The following is a 19,165-nucleotide window of genomic DNA, read 5'->3' on the forward strand; positions in this document are numbered from 1 at the left end:
AATTAATAATATATAAATATAATAAATTGCTGACTATTGATTAATGGATATTTAAGTTATTCTATTTGATATATCCAAAGACATTGACCCACCACAACTACGCTACGATAATACTCTCCTGAACAATAAGGTGATGCATAACTAAATACCCCCACCAATTGCACCGGTTGTCGTAATAAGGTCACCAATGGAAAGCCACAGATCTGGCGCAAAAGCAAATTAGGATCGCGTCAATGTTGCAGTAAATCGGAAAGCCAGACTAATTGCTCGCTTATGCCGCTAACCTCATGATGGCGCAACTGTTGCAATAATAGCTGCCAAAATGGGTGTACATCCTGCGGCTGGACACCATACATAGGACGTGAAATCAGCATAGGCACCGACTCTTGATGAGAACAGCAAAAATCAAACCCTCAGTCATGCCTGGTTATCGGAAGAGATTGTACTGCCCGCCAGCGTGATAATCGCCGATTCCAACGGGCAAAAATCATATCAGTAATAATTGCCAAGAGGGCGACCACCACGGCACCCTGAATAACATAGGCGGTATTAAAACCACTAAGTCCAATAATGATCGGAGAACCCAAGGTTTTGGTCCCCACAGTTGAAGCAATAGCCGCAGTACCAATATTAATAATGACTGAGGTCCGGATACCTGCAACGATAACCGGTGCTGCCAGAGGCAGCTCAACCCGCCATAAAATCTGCCGAGCGCTCATTCCTACCCCTTCAGCCACTTCGCAGATACCCCGCGAAACCGACTCAATACCAGTGATCGTGCCTTGTAAAATGGGCAATAGCCCATAAAGCACCAACGCGATAATCGCCGGTTTCTCGCTGAACCCCATCACCGGCACAGCAATGGCCAGTACAGCAACCGGTGGAAAAGTCTGCCCCATCGCAACCACGGTTTCCACCACCGAGCGAAACTCTTTCCCCGCGGGGCGGGTTACCGCAATACCGGCGCTGACCCCCATCAGAACAGCAATAATACTGGAAATCAGCACCAGTAAGACATGAGCAACTACCAGTGACCAGAATGTATCTTGTACATAGACCGGCCTATCCAGGTCAGGGAATAAAGCGGCAAAGAAACCTTGTAGAGAGGTCATGCCAAAAACCAATCCAGCTAATAAAAGTAACGCCCAGCAGAGTGGGTCTTTCAACCCATTCAGCAATCCTGTCTTAGCATTCTCAACGGTTATCTTTTTTACCTCACCGGTTGCCTCAAGCTTCACGCGCCCCCCTTATCAGCCACCAAATCAGCAAAGTAAAGCACACCCAATGGCAACCCATTTTCATCGCTAACCGGCAATTTATCTGTCTGACGGGATACAAACAGGGAAAGTGCTTCACGCAGGCTAGTGGTACCCAGTATCGATGGCCCTATCAGGGTTTCACCGCGCCTGACCCGTTGTTCAGCCCATCCCAATGACAACAACTTAATCCCAAGATCGCTGCGACCAAAGAAATCACGAACAAAGTCATTGACTGGATGAGTCAACATTTCAAGAGGGGTCCCTTGCTGAATAACTCGCCCTTCATCCATCAGGACTATACGATCTGCCAAACTCAAAGCCTCATCAATATCATGAGTGACCAATACAATCGTCCGGCCCGATAATTGATGAATGCGGGTGATCTCAAACTGCAATGCAGAACGGGTTACTGGGTCTAACGCCCCAAATGGCTCATCCATCAATAATACTTCCGGATCAGCCGCCAAGGCTCGGGCAACACCAACCCGCTGCTGTTGCCCACCAGACAGTTGATGAGGATAGCGATGGAGAAATTGTTCTGGTTCCAGATGTAACAGCTCAAGTAACTCAATCACCCGTTGGCGAATACGATCCTGTGGCCATTTCAGCAATTGTGGCACCGTGGCAATATTGCGCTCCACAGTCCAGTGTGGGAATAATCCAATGGATTGGATGGCATAACCCATCCGCCGCCGTATATCTTCAGGTTTATAGTTACGAATTTCTTCACCGGCAAAATGGATCTGCCCTTCATCATGTTCAATCAGCCGGTTAATCATTTTCAGTGTGGTCGACTTACCGGAACCCGAGGTACCAATCAGTACGGTAAATTCCCCCTTGGCAATCTGTAACGTCAAATTATCAACCGCCCGTTTACCGGCAAAATATTTACTTACCTGATGGAAATGAATCATCGACCTGAAGTATCCATAAAAATAACGATGAATTTAAACAGTGAATCGACTACAACCGCCATCACTATCACCGGTATAACGCCCAGTAACACCAAATCCAATGCACTGCTGAGCAAACCTTGAAATACAATTGCCCCCAACCCGCCTGCGCCGATCAGTGCCGCCACCACGGCAAGCCCAACCGTTTGCACAGCAATAATACGGATACCAGACAAAATAAGTGGCATCGCAATGGGGATTTGCACCTGAAAGAATAGCTGGCTGCGGGTCATCCCCATGCCTCGGGCCGACTCCACAACACTGTCAGGAACGGACTCAAGTCCGGCAACCACATTGCGGACTAATGGCAACAAGGCATAAAGTACCAGCGCAATAATAGCCGGTGCCAAACCGATACCACTAACACCGTGCTCTGCCAGCCAGGGGATAGCCGCAGCCAGCCCTGCCAAAGGCGCAATCAGCAAGCCAAACAAGGCAATCGATGGGATAGTTTGAATAATATTCAAGGTGGAAAAAATAATGCTTTGAAAGCGGCGAGAGCGAAAACAGAACAGGCCAAGGGGAATACCCAGCAGTACAGCGGGTACCAGTGTTGTTAACAAAATCTGAAGATGTTGCCACAGAGCATCGTCAAAGACGTCTTGGCGATTAACATACTCTTTCATTAATGACAGTTGATCCAGTTGACCCGTCACCAACAATATGACGACCGGCAGAACCAGCAAGACATTAGCCAAACTACGCCAAACAGGATTAACCATGGCACGAGACAAGCTATCGACCGCGATCAATATACTCACCCCACCCATCAGCCAGAAACCGCCTCCCAGCGATGTGCGGGCCAGACTCTCTTCACCTCCGGCAAGGTGTGTGGCCGTTGTAGCTGCAAGTAACAACAAACCAAACAGCAATAACTCGGCACATAAAACCGTTAGCCAATGCAGCACCACATTTTGTTTAAAGAAAGCAAAAGCAAACAGCAAAACCATAGGGATTAGCAACCACCAAACTGAACCGGTTACCAGCGATATCAACGAGATACCTTGCCCGGAAATCAATCGGTTAGGCGCATGGCTAACAAAAGAAAGCCCTGCGCCTGATAAAACCAATAAAATAACCAGTGCTAACAGTACCCGGTTTTTTACAACCATAAACATCCATCTCCATGACAGATAACCTTTATCGTGATAACGGGCTACCTGTTTATTTGATAGCGCCATCCCGTATACGCGCCATTATCCTTTAACGAACCCTTTTTCTTTCAGGTAATTAGCTGCCACTTTTTTCGCATCCTGGCCTTCAACCGCAATACGGGCATTCAGTTTTTGTAACGTAGGACCATCAAGAGTGGCAAATACCGGATTGAGCAACGCAGGTATCGTGGGATGCGCTTTCAGTGTGGCTTCGCGGATAATAGGCGTTGGCGCATAAATAGGCTGCACACCTTTTGGGTCTTCCAGAGTTTGTAATCCCAACGCCGCTACCGGACCATCGGTACCATAAGCCATGGCCGCATTAACGCCTGAGGTTTGCTCAGCGGCAGCTTTAATCGTCACAGCGGTATCGCCACCGGCCAATGATAGCAGTTGGTTTTGATTCAATTTAAAGCCATAGGCTTGCTGGAAAGCAGGTAAGGCGTCTGGGCGTTCAATAAACTCGGCCGAAGCTGCCAATTTGAATTTCCCACCGGCATTAATCCATTTACCCAGATCCTCCAGCGTCTTCAAATTATTCGCTTGAGCTAAACTCTGACGTACCGCAATGGTCCAGGTGTTATTTGCCGGCGCGGGTGAAAGCCATACCAGTTTATTTTTCTCGTAATCCAATGCTTTTACTTTTTCATAGCCTGCTTTAGCATCTTTCCAGACCGGATCTTTTTCATCGGAGAAGAAAAATGCACCATTGCCGGTATATTCAGGATAGATATCAATCTCACCTGCGGTAATAGCACCACGCACCACTTTGGTGGTACCCAACTGTGATTTATTGGTGGTTTTTATCCCGTTAGCATCCAGAACCTGCACAATAATATTGCCCAGTAGTGAGCCTTCAGTGTCAATTTTTGAGCCAACACGAACAGTATCTGCCGCTTGAGATACACCACTTGATGCTGCCAGCATCACTGCAACCAGCGCAAAAATCCGGCCACGGGTTAGGGTCTTTGCCATGCTTACCTCTATATGCCCAAGAGTTAATGAGAATTGAGTCGTTAATGCTGATGAAACGTGAATACCTGCCTACTATGGAGTGGTTATCGTTCATTAACAAATCAATAACTAGAGTAGATTTAGTCCACAACAAACCCAATAACCAATTGATATTAAATATATTATTACCGTCACACCAAACTGACAGGCTCATCTGTTTTATACATAACAATATGATAGTTAAGCGTTTAAACAAAGCTTCACCGGCAAGGCTTTCCGCTAAGATTACATAAAATACTGGGTATAACAACAGTCAAATTTAGATAATCAGAGCGGTCGCAAAAAAATTTCACCATCAGAAACAGCATTCTACTTTACATTGCGAGTTGCTTTACATTGACGGGGAGTGACCACCACGGCTTTCAATCACGTCATGCCGCTCTTCCTCTATAACAGTTTTATGCTCGCTATCGTAAAAAGGGTGTATTTCTATTTCCAACGCAGTAAAAGCAAAGGCTGCAAACCATTGAGTATAGCCGTTTACGACGAATTGGCCGCTGCGATGCTGATATTGAAGGCGATTTTCCGGATAAATCTGGCACAACTCATACCAAGGCAAAGCGGGCAAATCATGATGAACCAAATGGTAATTGAGGTTTAGGAATAGTAGACGCCATGACCATGCGGTTTCGTTCAAGGTGGAACGGGCCGCACTGTGCTCTATATAGCTAAGAATGTGCTAACTGGCGGGTCAGGGTTTCAATAGCGTGAATTCGTTATATAGTGAACACCACGATAAAGCACTCAACTCATCGCTCCTTTATAATTTTGATAGGTAATTGGCTATGAACTCACCTTTTCTGGTTACACCGCAATGGCTGGCCGGGCATATTAATGATGCCGATATCGTTATTTTGGATGCCAGAATGTCACCGCCTGGATTGATACCTAAAAGAGATATTCAGGCTGAGTTTGAGCAAGGGCATATTCCCGGTGCCGTATACTTTGATATTGATGCAATAGCCGACCACAGCACCGGCTTACCTCATATGCTGCCATCACCACCGGTATTCAGTGAGCGGGTGGGCCAATTAGGGGTCAGTGAGCAGCATACTCTCGTCATTTATGACGATGGCAACCTGTTTTCTGCGCCACGGGTTTGGTGGACATTCCGCACATTTGGTGTAAAAAATGTGCACATATTGGCCGCTGGCATCAGTGGTTGGCAACAGGCAGGTTATCCATTAGCAACTGGCCCAGCTAAACCTACCCGCCAGACGTTCAATGCAATCTTCAATAGCGCAGCAGTCAAAAACGTTGATGAGGTTGTTGCGGCACTGGGAAATAATGAGATACAGATTTTAGATGCTCGCCCGGCGGGCCGATTTAAAGCACAGGAGCCAGAACCTCGTCCCGGCCTGCGCCTTGGCCGTATCCCCGGCAGTATTAATGTGACCTGGGGGAGCATGGTGGAAAATGGCAATCTGAAATCACCCTCCGCGCTGGCGAGCATTTTTGCCGCCCAAGGGGTTGATGTAAACAAACCCATTATTACCAGTTGCGGCTCCGGAGTCACCGCCGCAGTGGTTGCTTTGGGGTTAGCGGCCGTCAACGCACCATCAGTATCACTGTATGACGGCTCTTGGGCTGAATGGGGCGCATCTGATTCACTGCCAATCGACGAAACGCGTCTGCCGTAACCGTCAGTTAAATGGCTACCAGCCCACGGACGCTATCCCGTTCCATATCGATGCCGCGCCCTCGCTGGATAATTTTGCCACGGGACATTACTAAATAGTTATCCGCCAGTTCTGCGGCAAAATCATAAAACTGCTCAACCAATAGGATGGCCATATCCCCTTGAGCGGCCAATTGTTTAATAACCACGCCGATTTCCTTGATAACCGAGGGCTGAATTCCCTCGGTTGGTTCATCCAAAATGAGCAAACGGGGTTGGCAAGCCAATGCCCGGCCAATTGCCAGTTGCTGCTGCTGCCCACCTGATAAATCCCCGCCACGGCGATGTTTCATTTCGTGTAATACGGGAAAGAGTTGATAAATATGATGGGGTACGGCTGTGCTCTGTTTTGCGGGGAAACGCGAAAGCCCCAACAAAATGTTCTCTTCTACCGTTAATCGCGGGAAAATTTCTCGCCCTTGCGGCACATAAGCAATACCGCCTTTTACCCGCTGATGTGGCGACTGATGGCTAATGTTTTTACCTTCCCAGCAAATGTTACCGTTTTTGAGCGGCACCAGCCCCATCAGGCATTTGAGTAGCGTCGTTTTGCCGACGCCATTACGGCCCAACAGGCAAGTCACCTCTCCTACCGCAGCCTCGAATGACAAGCCACGCAAAATATGGCTACCACCATAATATTGATCCAGTTCATTCACTTGCAGCATATATCGCCCTTAAATACTCAATTAATGTGATATGAGGAGGAACAACCCAAAGCCAGAACCACTCAGCCGCAGTGAATCAAGGCGCGATCCCCCGACGTTTGGTCAACCCAAATGAGGGAGAAGCTACACAGAGTCAGAGCGACTCAGCGCCCCAAGTAAACCTCTATCACTTGCTCGTTAGCCTGCACCTCTGCCAATGAACCCTCGGCCAAAACCTGCCCTTGATGCAACACCGTGACATGATCGGCAATGGTCTCGACGAACCCCATATCGTGCTCCACTACCATCAGTGAATGCTTCCCTGCCAATTGATTAAATAACTCGGCGGTATAAGCCGTTTCTGCATCTGTCATCCCGGCTGCTGGCTCATCTAATAGCAGCAAGTGGGGGTCTTGTACCAATAACATGCCTATTTCAAGAAACTGCTTTTGACCATGAGATAACAAACCAGCCTGCCGCTGCCGCATATCACTTAGGCGCAACATAGCCAGCGTTTCGTCAATGCGATCCCGCTGCTCGCTGTTTAGCTTGGCACGCAAACTTGCCCAAACGGTTTTGGTACTTTTTTGCGCCAATTCTAAATTGTCAAAAACACTTAGCGCTTCAAACACCGTGGGTTTTTGGAATTTTCGTCCAATCCCTGCCTGGGCAATCTCAATAGTATTCATAGTTGAAAGATCATGATGTTGGTCATACATCATCTTGCCAGTCTGTGGGCGCGTTTTACCGGTTATCACATCCATTAGCGTGGTTTTACCCGCACCATTAGGGCCAATAATACAGCGCAACTCCCCGACACCGATTTGCAATGACAAGTCACGCAACGCATGAAAACCGTCAAAACTGACATTAATATTTTCCAATGTCAGCACCGGATCACGTTGCTGGCGGTACTTATCAGCCGCATGTGCTAGAGCACCAGGCTCCTGAGTAATTATTTCGGGATAAATCAGTTGTTCCGTAATTTGAAACCGGCTCATTTGTCTTTCCCCCGTCGCAGTAATCCGATAACACCCTTCGGCAAGAACAACGTGACCAAAATAAATATTAACCCGAGGAAGAATTGCCAATATTCCGGCATCGCCATCGTGAACCCACTTTTTGCACCATTGACGATCCCCGCCCCCAGTACCGGGCCGATTAGCGTTCCACGCCCCCCCAGTGCGACCCAGATAGCAGCTTCAATCGAGTTAGTCGGCGACATTTCACTGGGATTGATGATACCGACCTGTGGCACATATAGCGCCCCTGCCAAAGCACAGAGTACGGCAGATAATGTCCAGATAAATAACTTGAAACCCGTTGGATCATAACCACAAAATGTCAGACGGTTTTCGGCATCGCGCACTGCGGTCAGTACCCGGCCAAACTTGGTACGTGCCAATGCAAAGCCCAGCGCCAGACTGGCAATTAACAGGGTCAATGTCGCCAGAAACAGAGCAATACGGGTCGAGGTTGCTGATACCGGAAAACCCAGCATGGTGGTGAAACCGGTGAAACCGTTGTTACCACCAAAACCCGTTTCATTGCGAAAAAACAGTAACATCCCCGCGTACGTCAATGCCTGAGTCATGATGGAAAAATAGACGCCTTTTATTTTGGAGCGAAAGGCAAAATAGCCAAAAATAAAAGCCAGTAAACCGGGTACCAATACAATCAAGCACAATGCCCAAATAAAGTATTGGCTACCACGCCAAAACCACGGCAATTCAGACCATGACAAAAAAGACATAAATGCAGGCAAACCCTCACCTGATGCCTGACGCATCAGGTACATCCCCATGCCATAACCCCCAAGAGCGAAAAACAAACCATGCCCCAATGACAGTAATCCGGCATATCCCCACACCAGATCAAGCGCGATAGCCACCACCGCATAGCATAGAATTTTGCCAATAAGCGTTAAGGTATAGGTTGATATAGCCAGTGGATTATCCGCAGGCAACAACGCCAGAAAAGGCAGGATAATCAGCATAATTACCACCACGGCACCTAATGACAGGCTGATAACCGGTGCTTTTTGCGTCAGAGTAATAGCCAAAGGTTGATTCATTAGTCACTCACCCTGCCCTTAAGGGCAAACAGACCCTGTGGTCGTTTTTGAATAAACAAAATGATCAGCACTAAAATCAAAATCTTACCTAGTACTGCGCCAATCTGTGGTTCCAGAATTTTATTCAGCATGCCCAGCCCCAGCGCCGCCACAACACTGCCGGCTAATTGCCCAACACCACCGAGCACCACCACCAGGAAAGAGTCGATGATGTAACCTTGCCCTAATTCCGGGCCGACATTACCCAATTGCGATAATGCAACGCCACCCAGCCCGGCAATACCAGAACCCAGGCCAAATGCCATCATATCAACCCGCCCGGTCGCCACTCCGCAACAGGCGGCCATTGCTCGATTTTGCGTCACCGCCCGCACTTGTAAGCCAAGGCGGGTTTTATTCAGCAATAGCCAAGTCAGCAGCAGAACAATCACTACAAATACAATCACCGCAATGCGATTCCACGGTAAAACCAGATTAGGTAACAACTGTACCCCGCCAGATAGCCACGCAGGGTTGGCCACTGCCAAATTTTGCGCGCCAAAGATCATCCGCACACTCTGAATCAGCATCAAGCTGATCCCCCAAGTTGCCAACAGCGTTTCCAACGGACGACCATAAAGATGCCGAATGACCGTACGTTCTAATGCCATGCCGATCCCAGCAGTCATAAAAAAGGCGACGGGTAAAGCGACCAACGGATACAGTGCCAGCCAATGCGGGGCAAATTGTTGAAACAATGATTGCACCAGATAAGCGGAATAGGCCCCTAGCATCAGCATTTCACCATGAGCCATATTGATAACCCCCAATAAACCGTAAGTAATAGCCAACCCCAACGCCGCCAGCAATAAGATGGATCCCAGTGATAACCCACTGAACACTTGCCCGATGATATCCCCGACCCATAGACGGTTTTGCACCTGTTTTAAACTACTGGCCGCAGCAGCGCGAACTTGCGCATCAGGCTCAAGGTTGACATCAGTTAAGCTTTGTAACCGTGACTGAGCCTGTGGCGAACCGGATTGTCCCAACAGTTGTACCGCACGCAGACGCACCAGCGAATTGTGGTCAGTCAGTTGTAAATTGGCCAATGCCATGCCCAGTGCCTGTTTAACATGGCTATCAGTCTCCAATTTCAGACGTTGATTGAGTAATGGCAACTGGCTACTTTGCGCCTGTTGTTGTAATTCCAGTGCCGCTTGCAGGCGCACTGTGCCATCTTCACTGACCAGCCGTTGAGCTGTCAGCGCATTGGCAATCAGGATACGTAACCGGTTATTGAGCCAGATTTTCTTGGGAGCACTTGCCGGTTGCGACGCCCCTTCTAGCGGGGTGAAACCCAGGTTAGTTTGGACAAAGGCCTGCCCTGCGCTATCTATCATCAAGGTTTCTTGTTTCAGTGCTTGCAATAAGGGTAATCGGCTGACATCTGGCGCTGCCGCCCACTGCTGTAACATCGTGGCTTGTTGTGAGCGGTTGGCCGCAGCAAAATCATGGGCCGGCCCGGCGATTGCCAAGGTTGAAATGCTCAGTAACAAGCCAATTATCGGCCTGAGTAAACCATTGGCGGCTCTACTCCAAACAGGAATTAACAATTTCATAGGCTCACTCATCACTGATAGGTGGCAAAAGAGATCCGGAGTCAGTCTGTCGTCGTCAATACAAGCTGACTCCGAAGAGTCACCGTTACTGAGTACTTTTCACTGGATGGTCCGGTTTTTTGTCATTTCCGACGATAAATGGACTCCACGGTTGAGCGCGGATAGGGGCATCGGTCTGCCATACCACATTGAACTGCCCGTTAGCCTCAATCTCGCCGATCATCACCGGTTTATGTAGATGGTGATTGGTCTTATCCATCGTGAGAGTGAAACCTGAAGGTGCCGGATAGGTTTGCCCAGCCATAGCCGCGCGGACCTTATCCACATCGGTTGATTTGGCTTTTTCTACCGCCTGCGCCCACATATGCATGCCTACCCAAGTCGCCTCCATGGGGTCATTGGTGACGGCAGTATCCGCATTCGGCAGCGTGTGTGCTTTGGCATAAGCCTTCCACTGCTCGACAAACTTCTTGTTAGTCGGGTTATCCACTGATTGGAAGTAGTTCCAGGCCGCCAAGTTACCCACCAGTGGTTTAGTATCAATGCCACGTAACTCCTCCTCCCCCACAGAGAAAGCAATAACCGGCACATCTGTCGCCTTAATTCCCTGATTAGCTAACTCTTTGTAAAAGGGAACATTAGAATCACCGTTGATGGTGGAAATAACCGCTGTTTTGCCATCAGCAGAAAATTTCTTAATATTACTCACAATAGTTTGGTAATCGCTGTAACCAAAGGGGGTATAAATCTCCTCAATATCGTTATCTTGAATGCCTTTAGTGTGCAGGAAGGCACGTAAGATTTTATTGGTGGTACGCGGATAAACATAATCAGTACCCAACAGAATAAAGCGTTTCGCCGCACCACCATCGTCACTTAATAAGTATTCCACGGCGGGGATAGCCTGCTGGTTTGGCGCAGCTCCGGTATAGAAGACGTTTGGCGACATTTCCTCCCCCTCATACTGCACCGGATAAAACAGTAAGCCATTCAACTCTTCAAATACCGGTAATACAGACTTGCGGGAAACTGAGGTCCAGGCACCAAACACTACCGCAACTTTATCTTGCGTTAACAATTGCCGCGCTTTCTCAGCAAATAACGGCCAGTTAGATGCGGGGTCAACAATAACCGGCTCCAGTTGTTTACCTAATACACCGCCATGAGCGTTGATATCATCGATACTCATCAGAGCCATATCTTTCAGTGGTGTTTCAGAGATAGCCATCGTGCCGGACAACGAGTGCATAATACCCACTTTAATGGTGTCGGCTGCTAGCGTGCCAAATGCCACCCCCAGACTGATAACCGAAGCTGAGAGTGCGAAAACCTTAATCAAGTTACGATGTTGCATAGCGTTAACCTCTGGTCGTTGAGTAAAAACACACAAGATTGAATTACTCTGCGCAAACGCCATGCCAGTTTTATATCTTGATAATTTAATTGAATATTATAGATATTATGGTCAAATAACCTGATATATAACCCAATTGTCTGCACCAATAATGCGCAACGCGCGGGCATAGATAGTGCAACAGACCAAGAGTGCAATTAGATCGAGCAATTAAAAAGCAGAAGGAAACAGATGTGAGTTAATTTAGAGATTGTTGGGGAATTATCGATTAAATGGAGTATACGGTAAATAAAACTAAAAACAGGAATGACGAATTGCCACTCCTGTTTTGTTATGAGTCATCTATATTAATATAATTAATTTTACTTTTTAGGACCACGTATGCGTAATGTCAAACCTTTCAGAAAATAACGTAAAACTTGATCACCGCAAGGGCGGAAATTCTTACTATCTTGTTTACGGAACAGTGCATTTAACTCAGGTTTGGACACTGGGAACTCAACCGCATTGAAGACATCATGCATATCCGTATCTTTTAGCTCAAATGCCACACGCAGCTTTTTTAGCGCGATATTGTTGGTGATGACTGGCTCTATCGCTGGTGCAGGGAACTTATCATCTTTACCGCGCCTAAAGAAAATCAGGCCATTAAGGAAATGTGCCATTACCAGATCAGGGCAATCCTGATAACCGGCTTCGTCTTCTTTTTTAAGAAAATTAACGACATCCGCATTGTTCACTTCAAAATCAGCCAGCTTAATGATTTCTGCTATCTTGGTATCGTTGACGTTAAGCATGTAGCGAACACTACGGAGCACATCGTTGTTCATCATATTACTGCCCTATTCCTATTATTTAGAGTAGACGTGCGCGAATATCGCAAGAAAAACAAAAGGCTTCTTTCACGTCTAGCGGGCCATATTGTATAGATCAACATCGATTTTCTCAATGTAAATCTGATTAATAACCAAAGTATGCCGTACTGCAAAATAAATAAAAAACCAGGGATAATAGGCCATTACCAGTACCTTTATTCACAGTAAATTACTGATAAGGCATAACATGGACATTTGAACGATTCAGATAAATTAAAAAGAAGAAATCATTATATTTATTATCCGATGTCCCCCAATTTCTGTTCAACCCGTTGATTGAGGAGTAGGAAACCAGAAGTTGAGTTATGAGAGAAAGGTGACAAAATAGCCACCTTTCTCTTTATATGCTCAGTGATTACCGTGACTCGAAATCACCGTCATGGGGATTACCGTAGGAATTAACTCCTTAATTTTCGGTAGATAAACAATACAACCAGCGAGCCGACAACGGCGACGACAAAGCTACCTAAATTAAACCCATCGACTCTTCCCATACCGAAGAAGGTACTGATATAACCCCCTACCAATGCACCGACCACCCCGAGGATTACCGTCATAATAAAGCCACCGCCATCCTCTCCGGGCATAATCCATTTAGCCAAAATACCGGCGATCAGACCAAAAATAACCCATGATAGTATGCCCATAACTGCCTCCATAAAATTAATTTTTTGCTGATAGCTGATTTGATGACTCCGTAAGATTAGCGTACCAAAACAGCCGTCATCACGATTAAGTTAAGACCCGAATAACAAAATCTGCAAATCAGATCAGCCATACCCGACACAAATTAAATAACTGGCTGGCGTGGCGCGAAAATATGGTTAATGCCCTGTTGTTGTAATTTTTTCAGTAAATCATAACCGCCATTTGGCACACTATGTGCGAACTCCCTTTCACTGGTGAAAACAGGGCTGGCCCAATATATATTGACCGGGTCACCTTGCTGGAGAGGCAATGTAAGGGTGTTTGTGTCAGCATATAAATCTGAGGATAAAATATATCCTTCATAACCCTGAGGGGCGACAGCGGATCCCAGCGTGTGTCCTTCACCCAGCCAGGTTATCTTGCTCCAGGGAACCTGGGCAAATCCAGCCAGTGCGCTGGCCATATGAATAGCGTTGTCCTCATCAAGATATTGGCCATCAATCGCTATTGCCATTTCTAAACGCCGATATTTAGCCGCATCATCATTGAATAATATCTCGACCCACGGCTGAGGACGAATACTCACCCCCAAGGTTAGAAAGTAATATATCCCCTCTTTTTCGTGCTGGGAGATAGCCATCGGCGGCCACTGTCCTTGGTCGATAGCATAGTATTTCACTGATGGGCCAAAGTGTTGTGTATAGCACTGAATATATTCAGCCTGTAACGCGGGCCACGGATTCCCGTCTTCCTGCTGCCAGGTCCGCCAAAATTGACGTGTATTTTGCGCATTGGCATATTGAGTATTGGTTGAAGCTGACCCCAAAGGTAATGTCAGTGGGTTATCTTTAATGCAGCTGGCAGAATAACAAACCGAGTGATCAATATATAAACTCCAGCCGGGAATAATCGCCAGCAATTGGCCTTGATACCATAGTGCCGCACCATCGTCACTTTCTGACCAGACTACGGTAATAAATTGTGCGTCAAGTTCAGCCTCTCCAGCCACATTACGGCAAAACTCGGCAGCTAATCGGGGTGCCAATCCTTGTTCAACGGCGGCATTATCAGCCGATTGTGGCGCGGCTACCAGATTCCTCACCCAGCAGGCACGAACTGGGAAACGTTCTTCAAACGCCTCCTGCGGATAAATATAGAAGTACACCACCCGCTGGTCCTGCTGCACCACAGCAACTAATGTCTGGTTTTCATTACTAACTTCGGCCAGTACCTCAGATTCTTTCATATCGCCTCAACTGTATCGGCAAGGGGTTTCAGACTAAACGCGCTATATTGCTATTGCCTGCCGTAAAATAAGCCTATTAGCGGGTTACGGATAATCTCATGCTAATAACTTTATACTGATAATGTAAAACATGCCGGTAGTAAACATGTTGCGGGTAAAGCATGATGATAGTGTAAAACGTCTTATCGCTATAAATCATCAACAAAAGTCTCAAAAATCTGCCAAATGCGATTATTATCTAAACCCTGTATTTTTATAATCGATTCAATATGTTCCTATGGAAACTTACTGTAATGATAGGCTGTCATCTCAATATTTATAACCAATAGTTGATAGTCTGCTGCCTGATTTCAGGCTAAAATAACCCTATTATTTCCCGCAGGATTGAAGGTTTACATGGCATATATACCGAAGAATTACACCCGTCTGGAAAGTGGTTATCGGGAGAAAGCACTGAAGATTTTTCCGTGGGTTTGCGGTAAATGTTCGCGGGAGTTTGTTTACTCCAATCTGCGAGAGCTGACGGTCCATCATATGGACCATGATCATAGCAATAATCCCGAAGATGGCAGCAATTGGGAGATGTTATGTCTTTTTTGCCATGACCATGAACACTCTAAATACACCGAAGCGGATCAATATGGTTCGACCGTGATTGCCGGTGATGATGCGCAGAATGATCAAGAAGCCGCCACCCACAATCCATTCGCCAATCTAAAGTCTTTGATGAAGAAATAAACCTGTTTGGCCGTGGTATGTATCACGGCCTGCATTGTCGAATAACCCACCTTACCACGGCTAAAAACCCAGCAACTGCCGGTATGACCGGTTTTCTTGTTGTTCTGGCAATAATCCTAGGGTATCGGCTAAATGCCGACATTCAGCCTTTAGGCCATCCAAGGCTGCGGTATCATCCGTCATAATGGCTATTTCGGCAAAATTGCCGAGCCCCGCCAGGCTATCAACTGTGACGTGAAACTTCCCGATAAAATAGATACTGCGCTGTTTTTCCAGTGTAAATGCTGGTTGATACCCTAACGTTGCCAGCATACTTTGTACTTTGGCGATATCTTCAACATTACTGGCTTCACAACGCTCTGTTCCCGGCCCTTTGACTATCCACAAACGAATACCCGAGGGATTCATCTCCCGTAAAACCATACTTATCTGTTTTGCCGCCAAATCAGCGCCGTTAGCTTCCAGATAGATATCTTTTTCGTGATTATTAAGGGTAAATGGGGTTGCCTGATGTATTGCTAACTGTTCATGCAATTGGCTGAGACTCAATACATGGAATTTCAACTCAACTTCATATTTACCAACAAAATGGGCACTCATAAAATACCTTACTAATCCGTGTAATTATTAAATCCGATCCTATACCTCATCGCGAAATGATCAAAATTCATATTGATAGATCAAACGGATTAACCTTCGCCTTCACTGAATAGGACGCTGATTTAATCATTAATGTGGATCATGTTTAAACCGCGAAGGCTGAAAGGAATTTCAGTACTATAATGTGAGGGTACTCACAAATAAAATGATTTATCCGGAAAGCCACCTCTCTCTCATGTTTACTTCATAACACAAAAATATTTGTTCTATGGCGATCTGAAAACAATGGTAAAACTCGGCGCTATGACAAGTGAATGCAATTACAGGGAGTCGCACCAATGAATCAATCCAATGATGAAAAAATGCAAACCTTGCTGAATCAATTACAGCAGATTGTAGGGGTGCACTACTTGCTAACCGGCGAACGGCAAACTGAGCGTTATCGTACTGGTTTCCGTTCTGGCGCAGGAGCCGCCCTCGCAGTGGTGTTCCCTTCAACCTTATGGCAACAATGGCAATTGCTGCAAGCCTGTGTAGCCGCCGATACCATTGTTATCATGCAGGCAGCAAATACCGGACTAACTGAAGGTTCAACACCCAGTGGTAATGATTACGACCGCCCAATTGTTATATTGAATACTTTGCGTCTTAATCAAATCCAGTTACTGGATGATGGAAAACAAGTCATTGGTTTTCCTGGTAGTACCCTGAATCAACTAGAGAAGCGCCTCAAACCTTATGATCGTGAACCCCATTCAGTAATAGGATCATCTTGCATCGGCGCTTCGGTGGTCGGCGGTATTTGTAATAACTCGGGAGGATCATTGGTTCAACGAGGCCCAGCGTACACCGAAATGGCACTGTACGCACAAATTGATGAACAAGGTGAATTGCAATTAATTAATCATTTAGGGATTAACTTAGGCAATACACCAGAAGAGATTTTGCAACGGCTCGAAAGAAGTGAATATCGCGCCAGTGATATTGAACAGGACGGGCAACAAACCTCAGACCATGAATATGCCACACGAGTGAGGGATATTGATGCACCCACCCCTTCTCGTTTTAATGCCGATCCAAGACGATTATTTGAAGCCTCTGGATGTGCCGGTAAATTGGCTGTATTTGCCGTACGGTTGGATACCTTTCCTTGCGAAAAACAGCAGCAAGTCTTTTATATCGGTACCAACCAGACGGAAGTATTGACAAGATTACGTCGGGCGATTTTGCGGGACTTTAAGAATTTACCGGTTGCCGGTGAATACATGCATCGTGATATTTTTGATATTGCCGAAGTGTACGGCAAAGATACATTTGTCATGATCAACAGTATGGGCACCAATAATATGCCCCGATTTTTTACCATAAAAGGCAAAATTGATGCTCGCCTTAGTAAAGTTCCTTTTCTAATCGACCATTTAACGGATCGAGTCATGCAAGGCTTCAGCCAAATCCTCCCCAGCCATTTACCTAAACGCCTTAAAACATACCGTCATCAATACGAGCATCATTTAATGCTGAAAATGTCAGGAGAAGGAATTTCTGAGGCACAGCAATTTTTGAAAGACTTTTTTGCGACTGCTGAGGGTAACTTTATTACCTGTACTGCTGACGAAGGTAAAAAAGCCTTTTTACACCGCTTTGCTGCGGCAGGTGCTGCGGTTCGCTACCACGCCGTTCACACTGACAAAGTGGAAGATATCCTGGCACTGGATATTGCCTTACGGCGTAACGAAGAACAGTGGTTTGAGACGTTACCGGCAGAAATCGATCAATGTCTGGTTGCTAAGCTCTATTATGGTCACTTCCTGTGCCATGTCTTCCATCAGGATTATATCGTGAAAAAAGGTGTCGATACTCAAGCATTAAAACAAAAAATGCTGACACTGCTGAATGATAAAGGCGCGGAATATCCGGCTGAACACAATGTAGGCCATCTCTATATAGCAAAACCGGCATTGAAGAAATTTTACCAACAGATAGACCCGACCAACAGTTTTAATCCGGGGATTGGTAAAACGTCAAAACTTAAATACTGGCAAAAAAAATAACGGACCGAAAATAAGGCGACGACGATTGAACAAGATAAGGCATTATCTGAATTCCGGTCAGCTATCGCCGGAATTCAGCCCTTCAACCACCGTTAGCTATACTTATTCTGACACCTGAGCTAAACGCCCTTGAGCATCTTTTTGCTGACGATAACTTTTCGCAGCCCCTGGTATCGGTGCTGCCTTGCCGGTCTCCATCCAACTGCGCAGACGATTTGCATCGGCAAAATGCGTATATTTGCCAAACGCATCTAATACCACCAGTGCGACAGGACGATTACCAATGACGGTACGCATTGCCAAACAGTGTCCGGCCTGATTAGTGAAACCGGTTTTAGTTAACTGGATATTCCACTTGTCGTTATAAACCAAATGGTTAGTGTTACGGAACGGCAGTGTGTAATTAGGGTCACGGAAAGTGGCCATTTTCTCTGTCGTGGTGCTTAACTGACCAATCAATGGATACTGCTTGGTCGCTATCAACAACTTAGTCAAATCGCGCGCCGTCGATACATTATCAATCGACAGGCCGGTGGGTTCGACATAACGGGTTTTCGTCATTCCCAAAGATTTAGCTTTGGCGTTCATTGCGTTAATAAATGCGTTATATCCACCTGGATAGTGATGAGCCAGACTGGCTGCCGCCCGGTTTTCCGACGACATCAATGCCAGCAGCAACATATCTTTACGGCTGATCTCACTGTTTACCCGTACCCGAGAAAATACCCCTTTCATTTCTTTAGTTTGATGAATGTCTACTGAGATAATTTCATCAAGAGGTAATCTGGCATCCAATACCACCATTGCGGTCATCAACTTGGTTATTGAAGCAATGGGTACCACTTCATCCGCATTGTTGGCGTAAATCACTTTATTTGTTTGTAAATCAACAACCATCGCACTGCCGGATGCTAGCTCCAAAGGCGCTTTCCCTTTAGTTTCAGCCGTTCCAGCACTGGCAATGGCTAACGGAACAACGTTGATACCGCCAGATAAAAGTAAAAAACTTATTAGTGCAAAACGGATTTTCACATGCATATTCGTCAGCTTAGATAGGTTATCGGGAATAATGGTGGTTGTTCCGGCGCATTATAAATTACAGTAATGCTCCAAGCACCACACATTTTTCAAATGATTGTTACAAAGAATAAAGCTGTCTAATCACTCTTCAGTAGTAAACATTTTTCAACGAAAAATGCGCTGATAGTCATTACCAGGATTATGTTGAAAAACAATGATTTTTTGTAAAACACTCACTATGTTATGACTGAGG

Annotated in this window: 17 protein-coding genes and 2 pseudogenes; 3 read left to right on the plus strand and 16 right to left on the minus strand. The window is 46.2% G+C overall.

Going from position 1 to position 19,165, the window contains the following annotated elements:
• Nucleotides 1-89 precede the first annotated feature (89 nt).
• The 6 genes and pseudogenes from AEP37_RS16840 to AEP37_RS25080 all read right to left on the minus strand — a co-directional run.
• Nucleotides 90-356: pseudogene (locus tag AEP37_RS16840) on the minus strand (phosphate ABC transporter substrate-binding protein); the annotation flags it as partial.
• A 57-nt stretch (nucleotides 357-413) separates the two neighbouring features.
• Entirely contained in the window at nucleotides 414-1,112 is a 699-nt protein-coding gene (locus tag AEP37_RS16845) for an ABC transporter permease (protein WP_156168640.1), read from the minus strand.
• Between the two features lie 122 nt (nucleotides 1,113-1,234).
• A complete protein-coding gene (locus tag AEP37_RS16850) occupies nucleotides 1,235-2,173 on the minus strand; it encodes an ABC transporter ATP-binding protein (protein WP_049614446.1) in 939 nt (312 codons plus the stop codon).
• The gene (locus AEP37_RS16855) at nucleotides 2,170-3,324 is read right to left on the minus strand and encodes an ABC transporter permease (RefSeq protein ID WP_049614488.1); all 1,155 of its coding nucleotides are present in this window, start codon (nucleotides 3,322-3,324) and stop codon (nucleotides 2,170-2,172) included. The genes AEP37_RS16850 and AEP37_RS16855 overlap by 4 nt, the downstream gene beginning before the upstream one ends.
• A gap of 84 nt (nucleotides 3,325-3,408) precedes the next feature.
• The gene (gene osmF, locus AEP37_RS16860) at nucleotides 3,409-4,341 is read right to left on the minus strand and encodes a glycine betaine ABC transporter substrate-binding protein OsmF (RefSeq protein ID WP_049614447.1); all 933 of its coding nucleotides are present in this window, start codon (nucleotides 4,339-4,341) and stop codon (nucleotides 3,409-3,411) included.
• Nucleotides 4,342-4,711: 370 nt separating this feature from the next.
• A pseudogene (locus AEP37_RS25080) lies at nucleotides 4,712-5,041 on the minus strand (fatty acid desaturase); the annotation flags it as partial.
• A gap of 124 nt (nucleotides 5,042-5,165) precedes the next feature.
• Between AEP37_RS25080 and sseA the strand changes: the two are divergent.
• On the plus strand, nucleotides 5,166-6,020 hold the full coding sequence (sseA, locus tag AEP37_RS16870) for a 3-mercaptopyruvate sulfurtransferase (protein WP_049614449.1): 855 nt from the start codon (nucleotides 5,166-5,168) through the stop codon (nucleotides 6,018-6,020).
• Nucleotides 6,021-6,027: 7 nt separating this feature from the next.
• Here sseA and urtE read toward each other — a convergent pair whose 3' ends face one another.
• The 8 genes from urtE to AEP37_RS16910 form a co-directional block, all read right to left on the minus strand.
• A complete protein-coding gene (gene urtE / locus AEP37_RS16875; protein ID WP_049614450.1) occupies nucleotides 6,028-6,726 on the minus strand; it encodes an urea ABC transporter ATP-binding subunit UrtE in 699 nt (232 codons plus the stop codon).
• 143 nt (nucleotides 6,727-6,869) lie between these two features.
• Entirely contained in the window at nucleotides 6,870-7,706 is an 837-nt protein-coding gene (gene urtD / locus AEP37_RS16880) for an urea ABC transporter ATP-binding protein UrtD (protein WP_049614451.1), read from the minus strand.
• Nucleotides 7,703-8,779 (minus strand): urea ABC transporter permease subunit UrtC, encoded by a 1,077-nt coding sequence (urtC, locus tag AEP37_RS16885; RefSeq protein ID WP_049614452.1) that lies wholly within the window; start codon nucleotides 8,777-8,779, stop codon nucleotides 7,703-7,705. The genes urtD and urtC overlap by 4 nt, the downstream gene beginning before the upstream one ends.
• Nucleotides 8,779-10,380: an urea ABC transporter permease subunit UrtB gene (gene urtB / locus AEP37_RS16890; protein WP_049614453.1), complete on the minus strand. Its 1,602-nt coding sequence runs from the start codon at nucleotides 10,378-10,380 to the stop codon at nucleotides 8,779-8,781. The genes urtC and urtB overlap by 1 nt, the downstream gene beginning before the upstream one ends.
• Nucleotides 10,381-10,465: 85 nt before the next feature.
• Nucleotides 10,466-11,734 carry an urea ABC transporter substrate-binding protein gene (gene urtA, locus AEP37_RS16895; protein ID WP_049614454.1) on the minus strand — a complete coding sequence of 423 codons (1,269 nt, stop codon included), beginning with the start codon at nucleotides 11,732-11,734 and terminating at the stop codon, nucleotides 10,466-10,468.
• A gap of 362 nt (nucleotides 11,735-12,096) precedes the next feature.
• Entirely contained in the window at nucleotides 12,097-12,567 is a 471-nt protein-coding gene (locus AEP37_RS16900) for a YehS family protein (protein ID WP_049614455.1), read from the minus strand.
• A gap of 440 nt (nucleotides 12,568-13,007) precedes the next feature.
• On the minus strand, nucleotides 13,008-13,256 hold the full coding sequence (locus AEP37_RS16905) for a GlsB/YeaQ/YmgE family stress response membrane protein (protein WP_049614456.1): 249 nt from the start codon (nucleotides 13,254-13,256) through the stop codon (nucleotides 13,008-13,010).
• Between the two features lie 143 nt (nucleotides 13,257-13,399).
• The gene (locus tag AEP37_RS16910) at nucleotides 13,400-14,503 is read right to left on the minus strand and encodes a suppressor of fused domain protein (protein ID WP_049614457.1); all 1,104 of its coding nucleotides are present in this window, start codon (nucleotides 14,501-14,503) and stop codon (nucleotides 13,400-13,402) included.
• A gap of 396 nt (nucleotides 14,504-14,899) precedes the next feature.
• On the opposite strand from AEP37_RS16910, the gene yajD reads away from it, so the two are divergent.
• The gene (yajD, locus tag AEP37_RS16915; protein WP_049614458.1) at nucleotides 14,900-15,241 is read left to right on the plus strand and encodes an HNH nuclease YajD; all 342 of its coding nucleotides are present in this window, start codon (nucleotides 14,900-14,902) and stop codon (nucleotides 15,239-15,241) included.
• A gap of 60 nt (nucleotides 15,242-15,301) precedes the next feature.
• Here the strand turns inward: yajD and AEP37_RS16920 are convergent, their stop codons facing one another.
• Nucleotides 15,302-15,841 carry a class IV adenylate cyclase gene (locus AEP37_RS16920; protein ID WP_049614459.1) on the minus strand — a complete coding sequence of 180 codons (540 nt, stop codon included), beginning with the start codon at nucleotides 15,839-15,841 and terminating at the stop codon, nucleotides 15,302-15,304.
• 338 nt (nucleotides 15,842-16,179) lie between these two features.
• Between AEP37_RS16920 and dld the strand changes: the two genes are divergently transcribed.
• On the plus strand, nucleotides 16,180-17,892 hold the full coding sequence (gene dld / locus AEP37_RS16925) for a D-lactate dehydrogenase (RefSeq protein ID WP_049614460.1): 1,713 nt from the start codon (nucleotides 16,180-16,182) through the stop codon (nucleotides 17,890-17,892).
• Nucleotides 17,893-17,994: 102 nt separating this feature from the next.
• Here dld and pbpG read toward each other — a convergent pair whose 3' ends face one another.
• Nucleotides 17,995-18,930 (minus strand): D-alanyl-D-alanine endopeptidase, encoded by a 936-nt coding sequence (pbpG, locus tag AEP37_RS16930; protein ID WP_049614461.1) that lies wholly within the window; start codon nucleotides 18,928-18,930, stop codon nucleotides 17,995-17,997.
• Nucleotides 18,931-19,165 lie beyond the last annotated feature (235 nt).

Origin of the sequence: Yersinia pekkanenii (assembly GCF_001152565.1) — a bacterium.
Lineage (GTDB): Bacteria > Pseudomonadota > Gammaproteobacteria > Enterobacterales > Enterobacteriaceae > Yersinia > Yersinia pekkanenii.

Coding starts and splice junctions, on each gene's coding strand:
- pbpG (WP_049614461.1), bottom strand. CDS start 18,930: ATGCATGTGAAAATCCGTTTTGCACTAATAAGTTTTTTACTTTTATCT.
- urtC (WP_049614452.1), bottom strand. CDS start 8,779: ATGAATCAACCTTTGGCTATTACTCTGACGCAAAAAGCACCGGTTATC.
- urtE (WP_049614450.1), bottom strand. CDS start 6,726: ATGCTGCAAGTGAATGAACTGGATCAATATTATGGTGGTAGCCATATT.
- urtB (WP_049614453.1), bottom strand. CDS start 10,380: ATGAAATTGTTAATTCCTGTTTGGAGTAGAGCCGCCAATGGTTTACTC.
- AEP37_RS16850 (WP_049614446.1), bottom strand. CDS start 2,173: ATGATTCATTTCCATCAGGTAAGTAAATATTTTGCCGGTAAACGGGCG.
- AEP37_RS16900 (WP_049614455.1), bottom strand. CDS start 12,567: ATGATGAACAACGATGTGCTCCGTAGTGTTCGCTACATGCTTAACGTC.
- AEP37_RS16855 (WP_049614488.1), bottom strand. CDS start 3,324: ATGGTTGTAAAAAACCGGGTACTGTTAGCACTGGTTATTTTATTGGTT.
- dld (WP_049614460.1), top strand. CDS start 16,180: ATGAATCAATCCAATGATGAAAAAATGCAAACCTTGCTGAATCAATTA.
- urtD (WP_049614451.1), bottom strand. CDS start 7,706: ATGAGCCGGTTTCAAATTACGGAACAACTGATTTATCCCGAAATAATT.
- AEP37_RS16910 (WP_049614457.1), bottom strand. CDS start 14,503: ATGAAAGAATCTGAGGTACTGGCCGAAGTTAGTAATGAAAACCAGACA.
- yajD (WP_049614458.1), top strand. CDS start 14,900: ATGGCATATATACCGAAGAATTACACCCGTCTGGAAAGTGGTTATCGG.
- AEP37_RS16920 (WP_049614459.1), bottom strand. CDS start 15,841: ATGAGTGCCCATTTTGTTGGTAAATATGAAGTTGAGTTGAAATTCCAT.
- sseA (WP_049614449.1), top strand. CDS start 5,166: ATGAACTCACCTTTTCTGGTTACACCGCAATGGCTGGCCGGGCATATT.
- urtA (WP_049614454.1), bottom strand. CDS start 11,734: ATGCAACATCGTAACTTGATTAAGGTTTTCGCACTCTCAGCTTCGGTT.
- AEP37_RS16905 (WP_049614456.1), bottom strand. CDS start 13,256: ATGGGCATACTATCATGGGTTATTTTTGGTCTGATCGCCGGTATTTTG.
- osmF (WP_049614447.1), bottom strand. CDS start 4,341: ATGGCAAAGACCCTAACCCGTGGCCGGATTTTTGCGCTGGTTGCAGTG.
- AEP37_RS16845 (WP_156168640.1), bottom strand. CDS start 1,112: ATGACCTCTCTACAAGGTTTCTTTGCCGCTTTATTCCCTGACCTGGAT.